Source organism: Muricauda sp. SCSIO 65647 (assembly GCF_021534965.1).
Lineage (GTDB): Bacteria > Bacteroidota > Bacteroidia > Flavobacteriales > Flavobacteriaceae > Flagellimonas_A.
In genome coordinates, this window is sequence record NZ_CP091037.1 from 1,578,382 (window position 1) to 1,601,438 (window position 23,057).

At 44.0% G+C, this 23,057-nt stretch carries 23 protein-coding genes; 12 read left to right on the forward strand and 11 right to left on the reverse strand.

All coding sequences use genetic code 11. The features are described 5' to 3' along the window. Positions 1-3 precede the first annotated feature (3 nt). The 3 genes from L0P89_RS07040 to L0P89_RS07050 all read right to left on the reverse strand — a co-directional run bounded on the left by L0P89_RS07040 (position 4) and on the right by L0P89_RS07050 (position 3,131). On the reverse strand, positions 4-333 hold the full coding sequence (locus L0P89_RS07040; RefSeq protein ID WP_235267700.1) for a HesB/IscA family protein: 330 nt from the start codon (positions 331-333) through the stop codon (positions 4-6). 145 nt (positions 334-478) lie between these two features. Next, entirely contained in the window at positions 479-1,834 is a 1,356-nt protein-coding gene (locus L0P89_RS07045) for a hypothetical protein (RefSeq protein ID WP_235267701.1), read from the reverse strand. Positions 1,835-1,841: 7 nt separating this feature from the next. Continuing rightward, on the reverse strand, positions 1,842-3,131 hold the full coding sequence (locus L0P89_RS07050; protein ID WP_235267702.1) for a choice-of-anchor B family protein: 1,290 nt from the start codon (positions 3,129-3,131) through the stop codon (positions 1,842-1,844). A 60-nt stretch (positions 3,132-3,191) separates the two neighbouring features. Between L0P89_RS07050 and thiL the strand changes: the two genes are divergently transcribed. Further along, positions 3,192-4,238 (forward strand): thiamine-phosphate kinase, encoded by a 1,047-nt coding sequence (gene thiL, locus L0P89_RS07055; protein WP_235267703.1) that lies wholly within the window; start codon positions 3,192-3,194, stop codon positions 4,236-4,238. Here thiL and L0P89_RS07060 read toward each other — a convergent pair. Further along, positions 4,235-4,489 (reverse strand): hypothetical protein, encoded by a 255-nt coding sequence (locus L0P89_RS07060; protein WP_235267704.1) that lies wholly within the window; start codon positions 4,487-4,489, stop codon positions 4,235-4,237. The two genes, thiL and L0P89_RS07060, sit on opposite strands and share 4 nt — an antisense overlap. A 239-nt stretch (positions 4,490-4,728) precedes the next feature. Between L0P89_RS07060 and brnQ the strand changes: the two genes are divergently transcribed. Next, positions 4,729-6,033 carry a branched-chain amino acid transport system II carrier protein gene (gene brnQ, locus L0P89_RS07065; RefSeq protein ID WP_235267705.1) on the forward strand — a complete coding sequence of 435 codons (1,305 nt, stop codon included), beginning with the start codon at positions 4,729-4,731 and terminating at the stop codon, positions 6,031-6,033. 192 nt (positions 6,034-6,225) lie between these two features. On the opposite strand, the gene L0P89_RS07070 is transcribed toward brnQ, so the two are convergent. After that, positions 6,226-7,518, reverse strand: a complete 1,293-nt coding sequence (locus tag L0P89_RS07070) for an aminopeptidase P family protein (RefSeq protein ID WP_235268001.1) — start codon at positions 7,516-7,518, stop codon at positions 6,226-6,228. Positions 7,519-7,616: 98 nt separating this feature from the next. Then, on the reverse strand, positions 7,617-7,898 hold the full coding sequence (locus tag L0P89_RS07075) for a hypothetical protein (RefSeq protein ID WP_235267706.1): 282 nt from the start codon (positions 7,896-7,898) through the stop codon (positions 7,617-7,619). 165 nt (positions 7,899-8,063) lie between these two features. On the opposite strand from L0P89_RS07075, the gene L0P89_RS07080 reads away from it, so the two are divergent. From L0P89_RS07080 to L0P89_RS07090, 3 genes are all read left to right on the forward strand, one after another. Further along, on the forward strand, positions 8,064-10,910 hold the full coding sequence (locus L0P89_RS07080; protein ID WP_235267707.1) for a VPS10 domain-containing protein: 2,847 nt from the start codon (positions 8,064-8,066) through the stop codon (positions 10,908-10,910). Continuing rightward, entirely contained in the window at positions 10,910-11,299 is a 390-nt protein-coding gene (locus L0P89_RS07085; protein ID WP_235267708.1) for a DUF2721 domain-containing protein, read from the forward strand. Before L0P89_RS07080 ends, L0P89_RS07085 begins: the two co-directional genes overlap by 1 nt. A 133-nt stretch (positions 11,300-11,432) precedes the next feature. Continuing rightward, complete coding sequence (locus L0P89_RS07090; protein WP_235267709.1) at positions 11,433-11,870, forward strand: hypothetical protein; 438 nt, start codon at positions 11,433-11,435, stop codon at positions 11,868-11,870. Here the strand turns inward: L0P89_RS07090 and L0P89_RS07095 are convergent. Further along, complete coding sequence (locus tag L0P89_RS07095) at positions 11,867-12,820, reverse strand: succinylglutamate desuccinylase/aspartoacylase family protein (protein WP_235267710.1); 954 nt, start codon at positions 12,818-12,820, stop codon at positions 11,867-11,869. The genes L0P89_RS07090 and L0P89_RS07095 overlap by 4 nt on opposite strands. Beyond that, positions 12,798-13,688: a RimK family alpha-L-glutamate ligase gene (locus tag L0P89_RS07100; protein WP_235267711.1), complete on the reverse strand. Its 891-nt coding sequence runs from the start codon at positions 13,686-13,688 to the stop codon at positions 12,798-12,800. Before L0P89_RS07100 ends, L0P89_RS07095 begins: the two co-directional genes overlap by 23 nt. A gap of 189 nt (positions 13,689-13,877) precedes the next feature. Here L0P89_RS07100 and L0P89_RS07105 point away from each other — a divergent pair, with 189 nt between their 5' ends. The 3 genes from L0P89_RS07105 (at position 13,878) to L0P89_RS07115 (ending at position 17,469) form a co-directional block, all read left to right on the forward strand. Beyond that, the gene (locus L0P89_RS07105) at positions 13,878-14,546 is read left to right on the forward strand and encodes a succinate dehydrogenase cytochrome b subunit (RefSeq protein ID WP_235267712.1); all 669 of its coding nucleotides are present in this window, start codon (positions 13,878-13,880) and stop codon (positions 14,544-14,546) included. 2 nt (positions 14,547-14,548) lie between these two features. Continuing rightward, entirely contained in the window at positions 14,549-16,552 is a 2,004-nt protein-coding gene (locus tag L0P89_RS07110; RefSeq protein WP_235267713.1) for a fumarate reductase/succinate dehydrogenase flavoprotein subunit, read from the forward strand. 170 nt (positions 16,553-16,722) lie between these two features. Further along, positions 16,723-17,469, forward strand: coding sequence for a succinate dehydrogenase/fumarate reductase iron-sulfur subunit (locus L0P89_RS07115; protein WP_235267714.1), 747 nt, complete (start codon positions 16,723-16,725; stop codon positions 17,467-17,469). Between the two features lie 111 nt (positions 17,470-17,580). Here L0P89_RS07115 and L0P89_RS07120 read toward each other — a convergent pair whose 3' ends face one another. Together L0P89_RS07120 and L0P89_RS07125 are read right to left on the reverse strand one after the other, a co-directional pair. Continuing rightward, positions 17,581-18,537, reverse strand: a complete 957-nt coding sequence (locus L0P89_RS07120) for a WD40 repeat domain-containing protein (RefSeq protein ID WP_235267715.1) — start codon at positions 18,535-18,537, stop codon at positions 17,581-17,583. A 10-nt stretch (positions 18,538-18,547) separates the two neighbouring features. Further along, a complete protein-coding gene (locus L0P89_RS07125) occupies positions 18,548-19,123 on the reverse strand; it encodes a YceI family protein (RefSeq protein ID WP_235267716.1) in 576 nt (191 codons plus the stop codon). Between the two features lie 107 nt (positions 19,124-19,230). Between L0P89_RS07125 and L0P89_RS07130 the strand changes: the two genes are divergently transcribed. Both L0P89_RS07130 and L0P89_RS07135 read left to right on the forward strand, forming a co-directional pair. Next, positions 19,231-20,112, forward strand: a complete 882-nt coding sequence (locus tag L0P89_RS07130; RefSeq protein WP_235267717.1) for a winged helix-turn-helix domain-containing protein — start codon at positions 19,231-19,233, stop codon at positions 20,110-20,112. Positions 20,113-20,119: 7 nt separating this feature from the next. Continuing rightward, a complete protein-coding gene (locus L0P89_RS07135) occupies positions 20,120-20,593 on the forward strand; it encodes a very short patch repair endonuclease (RefSeq protein ID WP_235267718.1) in 474 nt (157 codons plus the stop codon). 59 nt (positions 20,594-20,652) lie between these two features. Here L0P89_RS07135 and L0P89_RS07140 read toward each other — a convergent pair whose 3' ends face one another. Continuing rightward, the gene (locus L0P89_RS07140; protein WP_235267719.1) at positions 20,653-21,360 is read right to left on the reverse strand and encodes a helix-turn-helix domain-containing protein; all 708 of its coding nucleotides are present in this window, start codon (positions 21,358-21,360) and stop codon (positions 20,653-20,655) included. A gap of 186 nt (positions 21,361-21,546) precedes the next feature. On the opposite strand from L0P89_RS07140, the gene L0P89_RS07145 reads away from it, so the two are divergent. Both L0P89_RS07145 and L0P89_RS07150 read left to right on the forward strand, forming a co-directional pair. Next, positions 21,547-21,840, forward strand: a complete 294-nt coding sequence (locus L0P89_RS07145) for a hypothetical protein (protein WP_235267720.1) — start codon at positions 21,547-21,549, stop codon at positions 21,838-21,840. 58 nt (positions 21,841-21,898) lie between these two features. Further along, positions 21,899-23,050, forward strand: a complete 1,152-nt coding sequence (locus L0P89_RS07150) for a methionine aminotransferase (protein ID WP_313790948.1) — start codon at positions 21,899-21,901, stop codon at positions 23,048-23,050. The last annotated feature ends 7 nt before the right edge of the window (positions 23,051-23,057 follow it).

Here is a 23,057-nt window from a genome sequence, read left to right on the forward strand (position 1 = left end):
ATTTTATAATGAAAAACTTTCACCGCATCCACAGGTGCGCTGCGCGTTTGGGTTATTGAACACAAACCCCTTGCCATTCAATCCGCCAGAATATTCCAACGTGGTGCCGACCAGGTACAAAAAGCTCTTTTTGTCGATGATGATACGAACTGAGTTGTCTTCAAAAACCTTGTCATTATCTGCGGTTTTATCATCGAACTTGAGTTCGTATGACAACCCACTGCAACCACCACTTTTCACACCTACGCGCACATAGTCTTTCGTGGCATCAAACCCTTCTTCAGTCATCAATGCCACAACTTTCTGCTTTGCTGTTTCAGAAACTTTGATCATTCTTTTACTAAGATTTATTCTAAATAGCTGTCAAATATACGGTATTAGTAGGGTTTTACCACGTTTTCTTACATTATAATAACGTATGTTTTGATAAAGTTTTTCTATGGAAAGGTTAAACAGAATTTATCAATCAAAGAAGGCTCTATTTAATTTTCACCACCACAAGGTCTTTTTCGCCCTTATGCTGAATTTCAGGAATATCGGTGCTCTTTGCTTCACCAACCAAAACAAGGCTACCATCTTGATTTTCAATGGCATCAAAACCAAAATCTAAATCAGACCCCCCAAAGGTCTGTTGCCAGGTAATATTGCCATTTCTGTCGGTCTTGATCAACAAAAGGTCATTCTCGCCCTTGTTTTGTGAAATGTCGCCATCACTGCTTTTCGAATTACCGGCAATTAGAAATCCGCCATCTTTCGTCAAAACCACGCTCTCGGCAGCGTCAAATTCCAATCCGCCCAAAGATTTTTGCCAAAGCTTGTTGCCATTGTCGTCTAATTTGACCAACCAGACATCAGACTCGCCATGATTCTGTGAAATATCAGCGTCAGTACTAAAGGTATGGCCTACCACAAGATAACCGCCATCTGTTGTTTTCGTAATATCACGGGCTATATCAATACCTGAGCCCCCCAGTGATCTTTGCCAGAGCATAGTGCCGTTCTTATCGACCTTGACCACCCAAAAATCATAGCTTCCCTTTGGGCTGGTTATATCAAAATCATCGCTTTCTGAGGCCCCGGCCATCAAAAAACTGCCATCATCGGTTGCCAAGACGCTATAGGCCCGATCGTTGTTCGTACCCCCAAAATATCTTCGCCATTGAAGATTGCCATCGGCATCTAATTTAGTGCCCCAAAACTCACCCACACCGTGCCGCGTAAGGTAACCTCCCTTGCCAAAATTGCCCTCACCACCTGATTGGGTAACATCTAAAAACCCTGCAAAGAAAAAACCACCATCAACCGTCTGTACCACGTCATAGCTGTGGTCATGGCCTGAAAACCCGAAACTTTTTTCCCATAGAATGCTTCCCGAAGCATCCAATCGCAAAATCCAATTGTCATGAAAGCCTTCGTTGTTGGTGCCATCACCATCATCGCTCATGGCGTAGCCCACAATGGCAAACCCCCCGTCATCGGTCTCGATGACCGATTGGCCCCTGTCGTCTTTGCTGCCGCCATAGGTCTTGTTCCAAAGCAGGTTTCCATCAGCATCCAACTTCAACAACCAATAATCGTTGACCACCAATGATTTTCCGGTAATGTCACCATCTGTACTGTTGGTGTATCCGAGCACCGCATACCCCCCATCGGCGGTATGGACAATTTCTTGGGCCGTATCTTCACCTGAACCTCCATAGCTTTTGACCCAATCGATTTCACCCAAGAAATTGGTCTCTTCCATTTCGTCTTGCCCGTCATCATCTGAGCCATAGTCGTCACCTGAACATGAAAACAGCAAGAGGATCCCAAAAACAAACCACCACTTTTTCATGCGTACATTAATTGGATTTCTTGATGACGAACAACCCTGAATTGATATCGTTGACCAGTATCTTTCCGCTTGAAAAATAGGGGTATACACTCCAAACCCCATTGAAATCTGCCGTATCGCTACTGGGATACGTGTCAAAGAACCCTTCTTCGACAATGATTTCATCGGCAATCTGTGAAATATCCAATATTCTGACACCGGCAGTGTAATTGGCCAAATAATACCGGTCGCCCAACACATAGCCGTTATGGTCAATGGCACCGGTCGGACCACTGTACGTGGTATGCAATGTAGGGGCATCCAAGTCGGTAAAATCAAACACCAAGGTTCTTGAATCTACCCCAAAGTTCACCTCATCGAGCTCATCTCCCAAAATGAAGTACCGTTGGTCTTCAGTGAACCAACCTTGATGCGTGTAAGCCAATTGTGGATAGCCCAATGTTGCGATGTCGACCGGATTGGCCTTATCGGTCACATCGGCAATAATTACTTGGGTCTCATTGGCCCCAATGAAGATTTCCCTTCCTGTATAATCTGAATCTGGACCGTTATAGGTCACCACTTGCGCGTCATGGGTATACCCTCGACCGCCATACCCCCCAACACCTACTGGACTTGTCGGATTCGCCACATCCAAAAAATGTGCGCCGCCATTGAATGCATCATTTCTATCAGTACCTACTGGATAAGCAAAGCCCACCATTTCATTGATGACGATGTTATGGGCATTGCCAATACCCGTGTACCTGGCATCTGAAGAAAATGTTTCCGGCACATTGGCAACGTTTCGCAATCGGGTGAGGTCAAACACCTGCATACCATGATTGGCCGATTCTGCCACGATAAAGGCGTGGTTGCCATATACTTTGATATCCCTCCAAACACTGCTGCCCGTAGCAGTAGGCAACTTTCCTAAATATACTGGGTTTTGGTCATCTGTAATATCAACGAAGGCCGTACCATTGTCAAGGCCTACCAGAGCATACTCGTTATCGGTGTCTGGATCTGTCCATCCCCAAATATCATTGGCCCGTGAAGCATTAAAAGCATTTAAGGGCATTTGAAAAACAAGATCATAGCCTTGACATGCATATCCTGCGGCTGACCCTCCCTCACATGGGGCGAATGAATTAGTGGTGTTTCCGGTACCGATATCGGGGTCATCACCGGTCATCGAACCGGCGTCATCATCGGTTATGGCAATGTCGTCATCGACTTGTATTGGGTCATCACCACTATCAGAAGAGCAGCCAAACAAAAAGAGGCCGAGCAAAAAGACGGGCAAAAAAAGTCTCATGGGGTTTTGCAATTTTATCTTAAAGATACGATTTATATTTGTCCGCTGTACTTTTGTAAAATGCTTGAAGATAAAAACCAAAAACGTACATCACTTGAAAAAATGGGTGAGTTTGGCTTGATCAAACACTTGACCAAAGATTTCCCATTGACACAGCCCTCAACAATGAAAGGCGTTGGCGATGATGCCGCCGTTCTTGATTTTGCGGGCAAAAAGACAATCGTTTCAACCGATCTTCTGGTCGAGGGCGTTCATTTCGACCTCAGCTATATGCCCTTAAGGCATTTGGGCTATAAATCGGTCATCGTGAACCTTTCCGATATTTGCGCCATGAATGCCCTGCCCACACAGATTACGGTGTCACTAGCGGTATCGAACCGTTTTTCACTTGAAGCTTTAGAAGAGTTTTATGCCGGGGTGGCCACTGCCTGCAAGATTTATGGTGTTGATATGGTAGGCGGCGATACCACTTCGTCAACAAAGGGCATGCTCATCAGTGTTACCGCACTTGGTGCCGCCCCTGAAGAGCATATTGTATATCGTTCGGGCACAAAACCCAATGATCTTTTGGTGGTTTCTGGAGACTTGGGGGGTGCTTATTTAGGCCTTCAAGTTTTGGAACGTGAAAAGGAAGTCTTCAAGGTAAACCCCAATAGCCAACCTGACCTGGACCCCTATTCTTATATCATTGAACGACAACTAAAGCCCGAAGCCCGCAAAGACATTATCGAGCTCTTTGAAAAATTGAAAGTACGGCCCACTTCAATGATCGACATCAGTGATGGGCTTTCATCTGAAATTTTGCACCTCTGCGAGCAAAGTGGGGTAGGCTGCAATCTGTTTGAAGATAAACTGCCACTTGATCCCACGGTAATATCAACTGCAGAAGAGTTTAAAATGGATAGTACAATGATCGTATTGAGCGGAGGGGAAGACTATGAACTTCTGTTCACCATCGATCAAAAAGATTTTGATAAGATAAAGGGCAATCCGAATTTGACGGTAATCGGGCATATGACCGACAAAAAAGAGGGGGCCCATTTAATCACCAGGGCCAATACCAAGATTCCCCTAAAAGCGCAGGGGTGGAATTCATTTCATGATTAAGCCACGTTCTGCACCATACGGCCACTGCGCTTGCGGTACATATCTTGCAAAGCACTATTGATTTCACGCATTTGGGGCGTGAGCGCTGATAGTTTTCCGCTAGCGTCGGTCGTTACCTGCTTTTGGCAATGCAGGCACGTGTATTCTTTAATGTGTCCGGTCACTTTTCTTGAGACCACATAGTGATGGCCAAAAAGATTGCAGAAAAGAGCACTGAAAAAGTTGCCTTTAGGGGAAGTCGTATTTTTCATAAGTCGGTTTTTGGGTGCATTGTACGATTTGGGGACCGATAATGCTAATTCACTAATTGTTATACGTTTGAAAGTGTTTTTTAGATGTTATCGTTAAAACAGCAACGCCGCTGTACAGCTTTTATTTTTTGTATTCATCCTTTTTCGATGAAATACTGATATAGTTCATCTGTAGGGTCGAAATGATGCTGTGGTCAATATACAATATTTGACCTATCTTTCCCAATAAAACCAAGCCTTTGATATCAAAAAAGCAACTATTTGTAGTCACATTTGCGCTTTTTTCTTTGTTCTTTGGCGCCGGCAATCTCATTTTACCGCCCCAATTGGGGTTCAAGTCAGGTGAATTTTGGTGGTCGGTGGCACTTGGTTTTTGTCTTTCTGCTGTTTTGATTCCCATTTTGGGCATTTTGGCGCATGCAAAACTGCAGGGCACCATGTTCGATTTCGCAAAAAAGGTATCTCCGACCTTCAGCTTGTTTTACTGTTATTTGGTGTATGCCATATCTATCAGTCTACCTTCACCACGCACTGCATCGGTGACCCATGAAATGGGGGTTGCGCCACTGTTTGGATCCTCCCCGTTGTTGACAAGCACAGTGTATTTTATCTTGGTTTTCATTTTTGTGATGAACCGCTCCAAAATACTGGATATCATCGGAAAGCTTATGACGCCGGCCATTATCCTTATTCTTTTCTGTATCATCGGTATTACTGCTTTTTCCATGGATTTTTATTTTGGAGGTTCTGAATTCCCCCATCCGTTCTCACATGGCATTTTAGAAGGGTATCAAACTTTTGACGCCATTGGCGCGGTAGTTGTTGGCGGGGTCATCATCATTTCCATCAACCTAAAAAATACCACAACCGACTATGCGACAAAAAGAAGCCTTATCGCCAAGGCGGGATGGTTGGCGGGTCTCGGACTCTTTCTCATCTACACCGGACTCATTTTGACGGGGGCCCTCATGCAAGGTGAATTTTCACCTGACATCGGCCGAACCGCAATCTTGAGCGGCATCAGCCTCAAGACCATGGGCAATACCGCCAACCTTTTTTTGGGTCTTTTGGTGAGCCTCGCTTGTTTTACCACAGCCGTGGGCATCGTTACCGGTACCGCCGATTTTGTCAAGGGCAGGTTCAATGATTCGCAAAAAGCCTACACCATCACGGCTGTTTTGGGGTGTGCACTAGGGGTCTTGATGGGCCGGTTCAACGTCGATTATATCATTGCCGTGGCCATACCGGCACTGATGTTCATTTATCCCATTACCATCGTGTTGATCTTTTTGAACGTATTGCCCGAGAAATGGGTTTCAAAAAGGGTTTTTCAGTTGACGGTCGCCATGACCATTTTGTTCAGTATTCCAGATTTTCTCTCAAGCCTTGGTTTTGCAGCACACTTGCAAAGTGTTAAAAACTGGATTCCGCTTTCGGGCTTTCATATGGGATGGGTACTGCCCGCATTGATCACCCTTATTTGTGCCAATGTCATTCAGAACCCCTTCTTTTTTTCTGATAGTGATAAATCAGATAAGCAATAGCCACCAAAGCAACAAAAGGAAGGTATGACCCGATGACCACCCCTATTTCGTAAGCACTATTGGGGGCTTCTTCCATCTTTTTTTCGATATCGGGCTGTTGTAAAAGGGCTACTAAAAATTTCATTTTCAAAAAATAGATTTCTCACATGCGTTCGAAATGACAATCGATCATTGACAGGCAACGATTAACCATCAGCCATTCATCAACTCTTCCAACTCGTCTGCCTCAATGGGAATATCGCGCATCAAATTTAACGGTTCACCAGATTTTTGAATGACCACATCATCTTCAAGGCGAATGCCGAATCCCTCTTCAGGTATATAGATGCCCGGTTCTACCGTAAACACCATGTTCGCTTTCATGGGGGTCTTTAAGGCACCATAGTCATGGGTGTCCAAACCGATATGGTGGCTGGTACCATGCATAAAGTATTTTTTATAGGCGGGCCAATCGGGATTCTCGTTATTCACATCTGCGGCATCCAACAACCCCAAGTTCAATAATTCTGAGGTCATGACCTTACCGACTTCTTCATGATATTCTGCCCAAATTGTACCCGGCACGAGCATTTTGGTCGCCTCATTCTTGACCCTGAGCACAGCTTCGTACACTTCTCTCTGTCGTTTGTTGAACCGCCCGCCCACAGGAATGGTACGGGTCATATCGCTAGAGTAATTGGCATATTCAGCACCGACATCCATCAAAATCAGATCACCGTCTTTGCATTGTTGGTTGTTTTCGATATAGTGCAGTACGTTGGCATTGTTTCCCGAGGCAATGATGGGTGTATAGGCAAAGCCTTGGGAACGGTTACGGATGAACTCATGTAGATACTCTGCCTCCAACTCATACTCCCAAACCCCGGGTTTGGTGAATTCCAATATCCTTCTGAACCCCTTTTCGGTAATGTTGCAGGCCTGTTGCATCAGTTCAATTTCTTCAGGTTCTTTGATTCCCCTGATCTCTTGTAAAATCGGGTTGCTCTTCGCCCACTGGTGCGCCGGGAAATCTCTTTTGCACTTTTCGATAAAGCGGTCTTCGCGGGTCTGGGTCTCAACGGCCTGGCGATAGTGCTCGTTCGTATTGAAATAGATGGTTTCGGCCTCGGTCATCAAATCAAAGAAGACCTTGTCGAAATCATTGAGCCAATAAATGGTTTCAATCCCCGAAACCATTGTAGCCTGTTCTTTGGTGAGCTTGGCCCCCTCCCAAACGGCAATATGCTCATTGGTCTCTCGAACGAACAACACCTCTCGATGCTTAACATTCAATGCATCAGGAAACAAAAGTAAAATGGTCTCTTCTTGGTCGGCCCCGCTTAAATAAAAGATATCACGGTGCTGTTTGAAAGGCATGGTACTATCTGCGCTGATGGGGTAAATATCGTTGGAGTTGAACACGGCAATGCTCTTGGGCCGCATTTGCGCCATGAATTTCTTTCGGTTTTTAACGAACAATGAGCTCGGTATTGGGTCGTACTTCATCGATTGGTTTGCTTTTTTCAAAAGTAGCGATTTGCCAAAGGGACACAAAACAAAAAGAGGGCTGTTGGCCCTCTTTGAAAAAAATGTGTGTCCATTGATTATTTTGACATGGCATTTTTTATGGCCCCGATAATGGCCATGATTATGCCACCACCGACACCACCACCGGCCACACTTCCTAAAATGCCAGCAGCATCCATACCACCGTCAGTGCCCAAGCCCAGGGCTCCTAAAACATAGCCCCCCAGTCCACCGCCAAGTATTCCTGAGATTGAATTGCCCAGAGTGCCCAAATTCAACTTGGGCAACAATTTTGCGGCCAGATTGCCTCCAAGGGCTCCTGAAATCAATTGAATGATCAATGGCAAATACTCTTCCATATTTATAGTTTTAATGGTTACTTGTCAATAAATAAACATAAATTTTGCCATATCGTCAAAATTTTAGTTGATAAATCTAATTTTTATCAGAATTGATAGGTGGTTCGTGGGTTTGTTCCTACAACTTGCTTTTCCTACCTTTCAGGGCTAATTAACCCTATCGAGATGAGAATACCCTTTTTTCTTTCTGTTTTCCTGATTTTTCAAATGGCCCTGTCACAGCAACCTGCCACATCTGCTGTACAGGTCATGAAAGCACTGCAACGAAAAGCTGAAATGGCCAAAACTTCTTTGGTCAAGAACATTCCATTAAAAAACATAGGCCCTTCGATAATGAGTGGCCGCGTTGTCGATTTGGCTGTCAACCCCAACAATCCGACCGAATTTTATACGGCCTACGCCTCGGGCGGTCTGTGGTACACCCGTGACAATGGCATTTCTTTCACTCCAATACTGGACAATTCAAATACGCAGAACATCGGCGACATCGCCGTAGATTGGAAAAATGGTATTCTTTGGGTCGGCACGGGTGAAAACAATTCGTCTCGTTCGTCGTATGCGGGCATAGGTATCTTGAAATCTACCGATGGCGGAAAAACCTGGCAGAACATGGGGCTACAAGATTCACACCATATCGGTAGAATCATCATCAACCCCAATAAGCCCGATGAAGTGGTCGTCGGTGTAACGGGGCATTTGTATTCACCCAATGAAGAACGGGGCATTTACAAGACTACCGATGGTGGAAAAACTTGGCGAAAGACACTTTTTGTCAATGCCGAAACCGGCATTATCGATGTGGCACATGCCCCTGATGATTTTACCATCCAATATGCCGCGGCATGGCAGAAAGACCGAAAAGCCTGGAACTTTACCGGTAACGGTAATACCTCGGGCATCTACAAAAGCGTCGATGGAGGTAACAGTTGGAATTTGGTCACCGTTTCAGAAAGTGGTTTTCCCACAGGTGATGGAGTCGGTAGAATTGGCCTGGCCGTTTTTGATGACAATACGGTCTATGCCGTACATGACAACCAATTCAGGCGAGAAAAAACAGTCGGGGAAAAGATAAAAGATGGACTGACCAAGGAAGATTTCAAGACGATGGACAAGGCTTCTTTTTTGGCGCTCGACAATAAAGAGTTGAATGATTTTCTCAAGACCAATGGTTTTCAAGAAAAGTACCGCGCCGAAAATGTGAAAAACATGGTGCGCGATGGTGCGGTACAGCCCATTGACCTTGCCAAGTATCTTGAAAATGCCAACTCATTGCTCTTCGATACCCCCGTTATAGGGGCCGAGGTCTATCGCAGTGATGATGCGGGCAAAACTTGGCAAAAAATGAACAAAGACCATATCGATGACCTCTTTTACAGTTACGGCTATTACTTTGGGCAAATCGGTGTCGACCCCAATGACAAAGACAAAATCTACCTATCAGGGGTACCGCTCATCATGTCGACCGATGGTGGCAAAACCTACGAGGCCATCGACAAAGAAAACGTACACGCCGACCACCATGCCCTATGGATAAATCCAAAGCGGTCGGGCCACCTCATCAATGGCAATGACGGTGGGGTCAATATCACCTATAACGATGGCAAGTACTGGATGAAGAACAATTCGCCCACCGTTGGCCAGTTCTATGCCATAAATGTCGATAACGAAGAACCGTATCACGTATATGGTGGTCTGCAAGACAATGGTGTGTGGAAAGGTGCCCATAACAACGAGGAAAACAGTCGTTGGCTCGCTGAGGGTAAAAATCCTTGGCAGCGCATCATGGGTGGTGATGGCATGCAGGTACAGATTGATAATCGCAACAGCGATATCGTATATACTGGATTTCAATTCGGAAATTATTTTCGATTGCATTTGGATGAAGGAAAAAACACCCGAATACAGCCCAAACACGAACTGGGCGAAGCACCTTATCGCTTTAATTGGCAGACACCCATTTTGTTGAGCCCGCACAATCAAGATATTCTATATCTCGGAAGCGATAAACTGCACCGTTCGATGAACCAAGGTGATGATTGGGAAGCCATTTCAGACGATTTGACCAAAGGCGGTAAAAAAGGAAATGTCGCCTATGGCACCTTGACCACCATTTCAGAATCACCGTTCAAATTCGGATTGATCTATGTAGGTAGTGATGATGGTCTGGTACATGTGACCAAAAATGCTGGGGGCAGTTGGGAGCTTATTTCCAGTTCTTTCCCCAAAGACTTATGGGTCAGCGAAGTTGCCGCCAGCAAGCACAAAAAAGAACGGGTCTATGTTACCTTGAACGGATACCGGTGGGATGATTTCACTTCTCATGTGTACATGAGCGACGACCACGGAAAGACTTGGAAGAATATTTCAAGTAACATTCCCAACTCACCCGTGAATGCTTTGACCGAAGATCCAAAAAATGAAAATCTGCTCTTTGTAGGCACCGATAACGGATTGTACGCATCGTTCAATCGTGGTGAATCTTGGGAGCTATTTCAAAATGGCATGCCCAACGTAGCGGTACACGATCTGGTGGTTCAACCTGAGGCCAAACATTTGTTGGTGGGCACCCATGGCCGAAGCATTTACAAGGCAGGTATTTCAAGCCTTCAAAAAATGAACGCCCAGGTAATGGCCAAGAACTTACATGTCTTCGGGGTTGACAACATCAAGCACTCAGAACGTTGGGGCAACAGCTGGAGCTTGTGGAGCAAGCCCAATACTCCCGGTTTGGATGTGCATTTTTATACTTCGTTTTCCGAGAATATAAATGCTTCTGTGAAAACCATTGATGGTATTGAAGTTAGTTCCACAACAATGCAAACAGACAAGGGCCTGAATATCCTTTCCTATGATGTGGCCTTCACAAAAGAAGGAAAAAAGAATTTTTTGAAAAAGAACAAAATGGAATTGAAGGAAGCCAAAAATGGAAAGACCTACTTGCCCAAAGGCAAGTATTTGGTTGAGATTTCAAACAATAGTGGTCTAGAAAAAGTCGAATTTGAGATAGAATAATGCAGCTTACCCTTACCATACCCGCTTTATTGTTTCCAGCGGTCTCGTTGACCATGTTGGCCTACAATGCCCGTTATCTGGCCATCGCAGCCTTGATACGGCAGTTACATAAACAATTTGAAGAAACCCAGGCAAGTCCGCTAAAACGACAGATCGAGTCATTGCGAAAACGACTGAACATCATTAAAAACATGCAGGCCACCGCTATCGCCAGCTTTTTATTTGCGGCGGTTTCCATGTTCATGATCTACGTCGAAATGAATGTGTGGGCCAATGTGATTTTCGGTATCAGCCTGATTTTTTTGATGGTCTCATTGGTGCTGTCGCTGATCGAGGTACAGTTATCGACCAGAGCCTTGGGCATACAGCTCAAGAATATGGAAAAATAGCCTACACCGCCCGTATTCTTTCGGGCAATGGAATATCAGAATTTTCATCACTTTCAATGCTCCTTTACTTTCACTGAAACTAAAAGGAAATTAGTATCTTTAATATTCAACTTTTAACGCCAACTAACTAGCTATGAAAAGTGTGCGCGAACTTGATTTTTTCAAGAACATTCGCGAGATACGCGAATTCGAATTTGGTTTCTTCTATTATTTCGACGGACTGGTCATTTCTGAGATGAAAGAAGGGGTTCACATGACATGGGGCATGGCCAAAAAAGCCGTCAAAGCCGCCGTTGAAATATATGGAGAAGATATGCCCATCGCCTATATCTCTAACCGTATCAACGACTACACCATAGTGCCCTCAGATTGGATCAAATTCTATACGAACCGGCACCAACTCGATTTTTATTCTGTAGTGGGCAGCACCAAAGGGAGTTTTGCCAGTTTGGTGTTGGAAAAAATGTTCTTTCAAAATTCCATCAATCAGTTTACCGATATTGAAGAGGCCATTGAATGGAGCGTTGCAAAAATTGAACAGAGAAGTAAAATGAGCAGCGCAATAAATTAGCGGCCAATATGAAACAGTGCGTCACCTTGATTCACGACTGCTTGATGGTTGATACAAATGATATGGCCGTCTGAAGGGGCCTTTATTTTTTTGTTCGTTTTTGAATACGTATCGTTTATCGCCCCCAAAATCTGGTTTTTGCTGACACTGCTTCCATTTTCTATTTCAGGGATAAACATGCCCGCCCTAGGGGCACGCAACCATTTGGTAGTTTTCAAATGCATAGATTTCGGTTTTCGTTTCCCTTTTGATATCATCCCCAAATGCCCCAAAACATTCTTGATACCAGTTACCGCGGTCTTGATCGAGTGCTCATCAAACCGCATGCTTTCCCCTGCCTCATATATCAGAACGGGTTTCCTCATGGTATGCATCACCTTTCTAAAGGAACCCCTTATCAATTTAGATGGGAAATGGAATGGGGCGTCAAATAAAGCGGCCAGTTCTTCGCTCTTTGAATCTCCAGATGTGTACCTTACCTGCGGATGGTTGTGCCGTTGCGCCCCCCCTGTATGCAAATCAATGGCAATATCTATTTGCGGCAGTACCTCAGAGGTATAGTGGTAGGCGATTCTACTGGCCAATGAGCCCTTGCTACTACCCGGAAAACTGCGGTTCACATCTTTCCCATCAGGTACATCCCTAGAGAAATGTATGAATCCAAAAATATTCAAGACGGGCACCACGATCAACGCTCCCTTTTCAATTTTGAGTGCCCTGTCTTTCAATAACCTTCTCAACGCTTCGACTCCGTTGATTTCATCGCCGTGCAGCCCCGCCTGCACCAAAACTGTGGGGCCGGCTTGTTTGCCATTGAAAACATGAATGGGTATATCGATCAATGTACCGGTCGGCAAACGTGCAATTTCGATGCGAACCAATTGGCTTTGTCCTGGTTTTACTGTATTGCCATTGACGGTTATCGTCTTATTTTCTTCTCTTGAATGCATTTCTTTCTACGAACTTCACAATATGTTCTGCAACATTTATACCAGTGGCCCCTTCAATTCCCTTCAGCCCAGGTGAAGCATTGACCTCTATCAATAACGGTCCCTTTTTGGAGCGGATCAAATCTACCCCCGCTACACCAAGGCCCAAATATTTTGTAGCGTTCAGCGCAATATACTGTTCTTTTGCCGTGGGTTTGATGGCCTCGGCCTCGGCGCCTCGATGAACGTTCGACCTGAAATCGTCCAGCTCACTTTTGCGCTTCATACTGGCAACGACCCGGTTGCCGACCACTATGATTCGAATGTCTTCACCATTGGCTTCTTCAATATATTTCTGAATAAGAATGCTGGTATCCATCTTGTAAAACGTATCGATGATCGATTTCGCCGATTTCTTGCTCTCTGCGAGTATAACGCCCAGCCCATGGGTGCCTTCTTGAAGTTTTATGATGACCGGCGGGCCGCCAAGTAGTTTTATTTGTTCTTCAATATTATCAGGATTGATCGAAAAAACCGTTTCAGGGATCGGGATTCCCTTTCTGGCCATGATCTGAAGTGTTCTCACCTTGTTCCGCGCCCTGGTAATGCCCAAAGAACGGGCAGTGCTGAACACCCCGTTCATTTCGAACTGCTTGACGATCGCAGCACCGTGTCGGGTCACTTTTGCCCCTATTCTGGGTATGATGGCATCGAATTCATCAGTGACATCATCTTCACCCATATAGATTCTGGGGCTTCCCCCTCCCAATTTAACAGAGCATTTCGTATGGTCGATAAGTTCTACATAGTGCCCCGCCCGTTGTGCTTCTTCCACGATTCGCTTTGTGGAATGTACATTGAGGCTAACGGAAAGTATGGCAATGTCCATTTTGGTAGTTAGTGCGGCTGATCTTCAGCCTAATATCGGGTAAATTTTACAATCGAGCCAATTTGTAGGTAGATTTTGACCAAAGCAATTATAACATTGATCAAAACGCTTCTAAATAAGTATTTTTGGTACTTTCAAAGTTTGTTAAAACTCGTTCGTACCGTAAATTTGTGGTAAAACCAACAGCTAATGAGCGGATTGATAAAATCTTCGATTGCCCGAAAAGTCGTCATGGCGCTTTCGGGTCTTTTTTTGGTCATTTTTTTGGTACTCCATGTCACCATTAACCTAGCTTCTGTCATTTCTCCTGATTTTTTTAATGAGGCTTCCCATTTTATGGGCTACAACCCGATCGTGCAATTTATCATGCAGCCCATTTTGATTGCCGGGGTCGTCATACATTTTGTCATGGGCTTTGTGCTGGAAATACAGAACAAAAGGGCCAGGGGCATCAATTATGTGAAATTTAAGGGCAGTGCCAATGCCTCGTGGGTCTCGCGAAACATGATCTATTCAGGTCTGGTGATCTTGGCCTTTCTCGGGTTGCATTTTTATGATTTCTGGATTCATGAAATGAATTACAAATATGTGGCTTCACTGCCTGAAGATCCCACCCGGTACTATGCCGAGACCGTCGAAAAATTTGAGCCAATATGGCGAACGGTACTCTATGTGGTATCATTTATATTACTGGCCCTGCACCTCTGGCACGGTTTTGCCTCCTCATTGCAATCAATGGGGGTGAACAACAAGTATACCCCGGGCATCAAGAAGTTCACAAAACTATTTGCGGTAGTGGTTCCATTGGCTTTTGTCTTCATCGCCATTTACCATCACCTTAACCCAATAACACATTAATTATGGGCGTAATGGATTCTAAAGTTCCATCTGGGCCATTGGCCGAAAAATGGACCAAGCATAAAAATGAAATTGACTTGGTCAACCCTGCCAACAAACGAAACATCGATGTTATCGTGGTCGGTACGGGCTTGGCAGGTGGATCAGCTGCAGCGACTTTGGCAGAACTTGGTTACAACGTCAAGACTTTTTGTTACCAAGATTCACCCCGAAGGGCCCACTCGATTGCTGCCCAAGGAGGTATAAACGCCGCCAAAAATTACCAAGGTGACGGCGATAGCGTTTACCGGTTGTTTTATGATACGGTCAAAGGAGGAGATTACCGCTCTCGCGAAGCCAATGTATATCGCTTGGCCGAGGTTTCGACCAATATCATTGACCAGTGCGTGGCCCAGGGGGTTCCCTTTGCACGTGAGTATGGGGGATTGTTGGACAACCGTTCGTTCGGTGGTGTTCTGGTATCAAGAACCTTTTACGCAAAAGGTCAAACAGGCCAACAATTACTCTTGGGCGCCTATTCGGCCATGAACCGTCAGATACAGCGCGGTAAAATCAAATCGTACACCCGCCACGAGATGCTCGATCTGGTACTTGTAGACGGCAAAGCCCGTGGCATCATTGCCCGCGACCTGGTCAGCGGTGAAATAGAAAGACACTCGGCACACGCTGTGGTTTTGGCCACTGGTGGCTATGGAAATTTGTTTTTCCTTTCAACCTATTGCATGGGGGCCAATGTAATGGCCGCTTGGAAAGCGCACAAACGGGGTGCTTTCTTTGCCAACCCCTGTTTTACCCAGATTCACCCGACCTGTATTCCCGTTTCGGGCGATCACCAATCAAAATTGACCTTGATGTCAGAATCGCTTCGCAATGATGGCCGTATTTGGGTACCCAAAAGATTGGAGGATGCAGAGGCCATTCGTGAGGGCCGCTTAAAACCTACCCAACTTTCAGAGGAAGAAAGAGATTATTATTTGGAAAGAAGATACCCCGCCTTCGGAAACTTAGTGCCAAGAGATGTTGCCTCTCGAGCTGCCAAAGAACGTTGTGATGCAGGCTTCGGCGTAAATAAGACCGGAGAAGCGGTCTATCTCGATTTTGATTCGGCCATTATGCGCTACGGCCGCGAAAAGGCACTGACTTCGGGCATGAAGGATCCCGATGATGCCACAGTACGAAAAATGGGCGAAGAAGTGGTAGAGGCCAAATACGGCAACCTCTTTCAGATGTACGAAAAAATCGTAGATCAAAATCCATATAAAACCCCGATGATGATCTATCCGGCCGTGCATTATACCATGGGCGGGCTTTGGGTCGATTACAATTTAATGACCACCGTGCCCGGTTGTTATGCCGCCGGTGAAGCCAATTTCAGCGATCATGGGGCCAACCGCCTTGGGGCTTCCGCTTTGATGCAGGGCCTTGCAGACGGCTATTTTGTATTGCCCTATACCATTGGCGATTATCTCAGCGATGATATCAGAACCGGACCTATATCGATCGAGAGTGCAGAGTTTGATGCAGCTGAAAAGAATGTGCGTGACCGTATTCAAAAACTGATGTCTGCCAATGGGGCCAATAGTGTGGATTACTACCACAAAAAATTGGGCAAAATCATGTGGAACAAGTGCGGCATGGCCAGAAATGCAAGAGAGTTGAAAGAAGCCATAAAAGAAATTGCCGAGCTCAGGAAAGATTTTTGGGACAATGTGAAAATTCCCGGTTCAGCCGATGCCAAAAACCAAGAACTGGAAAAAGCCGGTCGTGTTGCCGATTTTATGGAACTCGGCGAGCTTTTCGCCATGGATGCCCTGCACCGCAATGAATCATGTGGGGGGCATTTTAGGGAAGAATATCAGACAAAAGAGGGAGAGGCCCTTCGCGACGACGAAAACTTTAAGTACGTGGCCGCATGGGAATATAAGGGTGACCCGAGCAAGGCCGAGCTGCACAAAGAAGACCTTGAATATGAAAACATTAAGGTAAAAACAAGAAGTTACAAGTAGCTTGGTTATCGGTTGCTTTGGATGAAAATTATATCGTAAAAGAAAAATATGATGAATTAAGGTCAATGATTATTGATTGTCTTCGATTATTAAATGGGTACATCAACTATTTGATCAATGCAGACAATACCAATAACCATTAACCCTTAACTATTAACAAGCATATAGGCATGAAAATATACTTGAAAATTTGGAGACAGAAAGATGCCGATACCAGGGGGGCCATGGTCGATTATACCCTTGATGGGGTCGAAGCCGATATGTCTTTCTTGGAAATGTTGGATGTTCTCAATGAGAAGCTCGTCTCAAAAGGTGAAGAGCCTGTTGAATTCGACCACGATTGCCGAGAAGGTATCTGCGGTACTTGCTCCCTAATGATCAATGGTCGTCCGCACGGGCCCGAATCGCTTATAACCGTTTGCCAATTGCACATGAGAAGCTTCAATGATGGTGATACCATTGTCATTGAACCTTGGCGCGCCAAGGCATTTCCGGTAATCAAAGACTTGATCGTTGATAGAACCTCCTTTGACCGCATTCAACAGGCCGGAGGCTATATTTCTGTGAACACCTCTGGAAACCCAGTGGATGCCAATGCCATCCCCATTGAAAAAGAAATGGCCGACAAATCGTTCAACGCTGCTGCCTGCATTGGTTGTGGTGCCTGTGTCGCCGCCTGTAAAAATGCCAGTGCCATGTTGTTCACCTCGGCCAAGGTCTCGCAATTTGCCTTACTGCCCCAAGGAAGGGTAGAAGCTGCGGAACGGGTTCAAAATATGGTGCGCCAAATGGATCTCGAAGGTTTTGGCAACTGCACAAATACCGGCGCATGCGAGATTGAATGCCCGAAAGGCATCTCTCTTGAGAATATCGCCCGTATGAACCGAGAGTATCTTTCAGCTACGGTGAAAGGATAGCGTTTGTCCACGAAACTCGGTCGAGACTTCTTTGCACAATCTCTCGACGCTGCTCGAGGTGACATTTCGACCTAAGATATGCCCAAATTCCAATAGGGAGTTTGGGTTTTTTCATTCTTCCAACTCTCTGACAAGTTTTGCATTTTCATTCCAAATAGCAATTTTGCCTTCACTACTCGATGTGACTATAAACTTGCCATCCGGACTCCAATCCACTCCCCACAGATAATCATCCGTTGACTTTGATTCCGCAATGGGTTTGGCTTCTTTTGACCATATACGCAATGCATCGCTGGCCGTTGCCAGTTTTTCTCCGGAGTGATTCCACCTTATGTTTCGATATTCAGCAAGGCTTCCATGTATCTCATTGAGTTTTTTTCCTTCGCTATTCCAAAATTGCACCAGCTTATTCTCTGCATTTTCAAGGTCACCATAATCCCCAATGGCAAAAAAATCACCAGATGGGTGCCATTCCACGCACAACATAAAAGTTTCGACCGTTCTAGGTTGAAACGTATTTAGGGTGTCCCCATTTTTTGTATAAACGCCAATGTGTGTACCCACGGTTACCAGAATATCCCCGAAAGGATGCCAATCCAGACCAGCGACTCCTTTGGGGTCGGCCTTAAATCTGCTGACAAAAGCTCCGTTGGCCGAAAAAATTGAAACTGAATCTTCCAATTCTGAAACTGCCAGGAGATTCCCGTCGCTGTTCCAATCCAAAGCTCTAAAACCAGATTTTAGTCCTTCCAAATCTGTCCATTTCCCTTCTTCAATATGTAAGATTTTCGCCTTGAATGTTTTGCTCTGGGTTATTACAGCCAACATGTTCTTCGTAGGATGCCATTTTATCCTACTTAATTGAACCCCTTTGACCGGAAAAGTTTTGATGAGCTTAAAAGTCTTTGTTTCAAAAATTTTTAGTTCATCATGATCGCCTCCAGTAGCCAGGTACTTCGCATCAGGGCTCCAAGCAATGGTCCAAAGTGTTTCATTGTTTTCCTTCGGTTTGCAGGAAGCGAACGAAATCAAAAAGCCAAGTAAAATAACAGAAAGAAGTTTTTTCATTTGTGAAAATTTACTCTGTGACCACGATTACTTCAAATTCAATGGCATCAGAAATAATCTCATCCTTGACGCTTCCTAGTAGTCCCTTAGATTCATAACTGATGCCCCATCGGGTTCTATCTAGTATAAACTTCGATTTGAGTAAGGTCATATCCGGTCTTTTTTCAATGGTGGATCGAAATTTTATGGGCTTTGAAATTCCTTTTATCGTCAACAGTGCTTCGATTTCAAGTTGCCCATCGTCTTCATGTTTTATGTTGCCAATCTCCAATCTGGCCGTCGGATATTTTTCGACATCGAAAAAATCTTGATGCTTTAGATGAGAGACCAACATCTCATTGTATTTGCCATCGGTATTCATGATACTGTTCATATCCGCAACAAATTTTCCTCCGGTAATGGAATCTCCTTTTATGGACATTTTGCCGCTCAAGAACTTCACGGTGCCATAATGCTCATTGAACTTAAAAAGATTGGAGCCCCTCCATTTGATCACGCTTTTTGCCGTGTCGATTTTTGTGTTACCTTGTCCTTGCGCAATTGAAATAGTGCTGATGCTTACCAATAAGATGATGATTTTTTTCATTGTCCGATTTTTTAGACAAATCTAGACTCGGACTGCCTGCGAGGCGTGAAAAAAATGTAAATGAAGTGCAAAAAATTGCAATTTTTCGCTTCTTGAAGTTTATAAGAATGAAAACGGTTACATATTCAATTTTTGCTCTTTTCTTGTTCGTGCTTTCTTTGATAGTAAGCAGTTATTCCCAGAATGGGAACGATGAAACTTTCTCAGGTTTGGTCAAAGTGGCACTAAGAAATACTGGAAATTCATTGCTATTGCAAAGCAACGACTCTACCTCTTTGGTCTTGCCGGTCATTGAAACAGAGCAGCGCAATTTTCAATTATCATTTCAAACGCAACTGTTCATAATACCTGATAGCCTTGTAGCGGCAATCAAAAAAAACGTTGCCGCTTTGAACCTTCCGAATGAGTATCTGGTCGAGGTCATAGATTGTAACAGCCAAGAGGTCTCATATAGCTATTCCGTATCGAACAGTGAGGAAAAAAACATCATTCCATGTCTAGGACGAAACCTACCTTTAAGTTGTTATACCATACACGTGTCTTTCAACAAGAGCACTGTATTATTGGGATTAAGTTTGGGTGCTTCTTGGTATGCACTTGTTCTCTTGGGCATAATGGGAGTCGCCTTGCTTTACTGGACCAAAAAGAAGCAAGAAACCAAGGTATATGACACATTGCCTTTTGAAACCATTGGCGACTATAGATTCTACAAAAATCAAAATGAATTGGTGAAAAACGACCTGAACATTAAACTTACTTCCAAAGAATCTGAACTGCTACAAATATTCTGTGCCAATCAAAACCAAGTAGTGAAACGTGATTTTCTTCTTAAGGAAGTTTGGGAAAACAAAGGGGTTTTTGTTGGCCGAAGTTTAGATACCTTTATTTCAAAACTGAGAAAGAAGTTTAAGGATGACAATCACATCAATATTCTCAATATTCATGGCGTGGGTTATAAGCTTGAAATTGTGAAGAAACCCAAAAGATAACCTTACCATGCCCAAAAAGTATACTGAAGAGCGTATCAAAGTGCCACGTTTTAACGAGGAGTCTGGGTTTTATACCACCCCAGAGCGTTCAAAGATCATGGGTAAGATCCGGGGCAAGAACACCAAACCTGAACTGGCCTTTAGAAAGGCTCTGTGGGCCACTGGCTATCGCTATCGCATCGATTATAAAAAATTGATCGGCAAGCCCGATATACTGCTCAAAAAATACAAGACGGCCATCTTCATCGATGGGGAATTCTGGCACGGGCATGATTGGGAAGAACGAAAGCACAAGATAAAAGCGAACCGTGAATTTTGGATCCCCAAAATAGAGCGGAACATACAACGCGATAGAGAGGTGAACGACGGCCTTGAAAATTTGGGCTATACCGTTTTCAGGTTTTGGGAAAGTGAGGTCAAAAAGAATTTGGATGAATGTGTGAAGAAAGTGGTCTTGCATTTGAAGTCTATTGAAAAATAGACAACACATTCTTTTTTGTCGAGCTGAAAAGCCTTTGGGGCCCTTTCTGGAAAGGTTGGCTACAATTGTTTTTTAACGATGTTGAAGAATTGTAGCACATCGGCCATGGGCAACTCAAAGTCTTGATATTCCGGACTTTTGTTCAAGTTTGTGCAAAGAATGGCATTGGCTTTTTCGCTATATTCCACAATTTTCTTGCACAATATCCTGTCTTTGCAGACAATTACCTTTAGGCTTTGGGATGCCTTGATCTGTTGGAGATTCTTTTCACTGATGTCAAATTGTTCGCCAAGAACGACGGCTTTGTTTGGTATTGATTCGATAGATCCGTCGTTCATTGAATCTCCCATTATCTCAAAAGCGACATATTTATTGCTGGTGACACTGTTTGTCATAAAACCAATTTTGGGCAATCGCTCAAAAAAGTTTATATCGGTGTGGTTTTGAATATACTGCTTGTACTGATTTTGTGATACTAATGGAGCCATGACGAAGTACTTGCCCGGTTCAATATCGTAAACGCTATTGTTTTTTCTTGATAGCATACCGGTATTTAAGTAAACGATCTCATTTTCATTTACTTCATACATATACATTTCTGCAATGCTCAACCCAAAATATTCGGCAATCTTTGTAAGATTTTTTATGGGGATGTTGGCATCTTTCTTTTCATAAAGTTGAATGGTACGCAAACTGACCCCAACGGCATTTGCCAAATCGGTTTGACTTATCTTTTTTTTCTTCCTCAGTTGCTTCAATATAAGCATAATATTGTATTATTGTGTAATAATCTTACATATATTGTTGAATACGCTATATTTCGTCATATATCTGTAATACAATTACAAGCAAATATAAAAAAATACGCAACTGTGTTTTATAGAATCATTTAACCCTAAAAATCTGTTGTATCGATTACCTTAATTAATGTCTCAAATAAACCCTTTACCATTATGTTCGAAGAAAATGACTTTGGCAAACCGATCAGTGAACAAATGTCAACTATCTTGAGAAGAAATACCGACAAGGACGACCTTGCCAACATTGCTTCAAAGACCGACATAAGTTTTTCTACAATCAGGGATGTACTGTACAGAACGAATAGTTTGACAAAAACAAATTCGAGGGCCATCAAACTGCTGATACGTACCGCTTTCGAAAATTCTTTCGCGAAACAGTTACAGGCCGAGGGAGATAAACTGTATTTAGACCAGTTTATACAATATGAAAACTTCAACCGTTTTTGACCATCGTTGAATACAAGGTTTTTGAGTATTTTTATCATCGATCTTATCGCTTGATGCCTTGCAAAAAATCTACCCTCATTCGAAACTGCCCAATGTGGCAACCACCATTTTTGCCACAATAGGGCAATTGGCCCATCAACATGGTGCTGTAAACCTTTCGCAGGGATATCCAGATTTCGGGGTAGCACCAGAATTGTTGCGATTGGTCAGCAAAGCGATGAACGAAGGCCACAACCAATATGCGCCGATGCAGGGTATTTTTACATTGCGCGAGACCATCTCAGAAAAAATAGAGCGGCTGTATGGTCACCATTACCATCCTGAAAATGAAATGACCATTACCGCAGGTGCGACCCAAGCCCTTTTCACGGCCATAAGCGCTTTTGTAAAAAAAGGAGATGAGGTCATTGTGCCACAACCCGCATATGACTGTTATGAACCTGCCATTGAACTGTACGGTGGAAAGGTAGTGCCGTTATCTTTAAAAGGAACAGATTTTGCCTTTGATTTTGATGGATTGAAAAAGGCTTTGTCACCAAAAACGCGTATGCTGATCATCAATACCCCACACAACCCTTCGGGAAGCATTTTGTCAAAAGAAGACATGCGCAAACTTGAGCAACTGCTCAAAGATACCAACATCATCGTTTTAAGCGATGAAGTCTATGAACATATCGTTTTTGATGAACAAAACCATGAAAGTGCGGCAAAATACCCTGAGCTTGCCAAACGTAGCATCATCTGCTCTTCCTTTGGAAAGACCTTTCATGTCACCGGCTGGAAAATGGGGTACTGTGTCGCGCCAAAAGAACTCATGCGAGAATTTCAAAAGGTACACCAATACAATGTGTTCTCTGTAAACCACCCCATTCAAAGAGCATTGGACACCTATTTAAAAAATGCTGGGAGATATGAAGAATTAGGGGTCTTTTACCAACAAAAACGTGATTATTTTTTGAAGACCATAGCCGCATCGCGTTTTACCTTTGCCCCTAGTTCGGGCACCTATTTTCAATTACTCGATTATTCTGCCATTAGTGACGAGCCCGACATTGTATTCGCTGAACGGCTAATAAAAGAATTCAAGCTCGCAAGTATTCCCGTTTCGGTGTTCTACCGAAATGGTTCTGAGGCAAGGCATTTACGGTTCTGTTTTGCCAAAACCCAAGAAACATTGGACAGAGGTGCTGAAATCATGATGAAAATCTAATTTGACT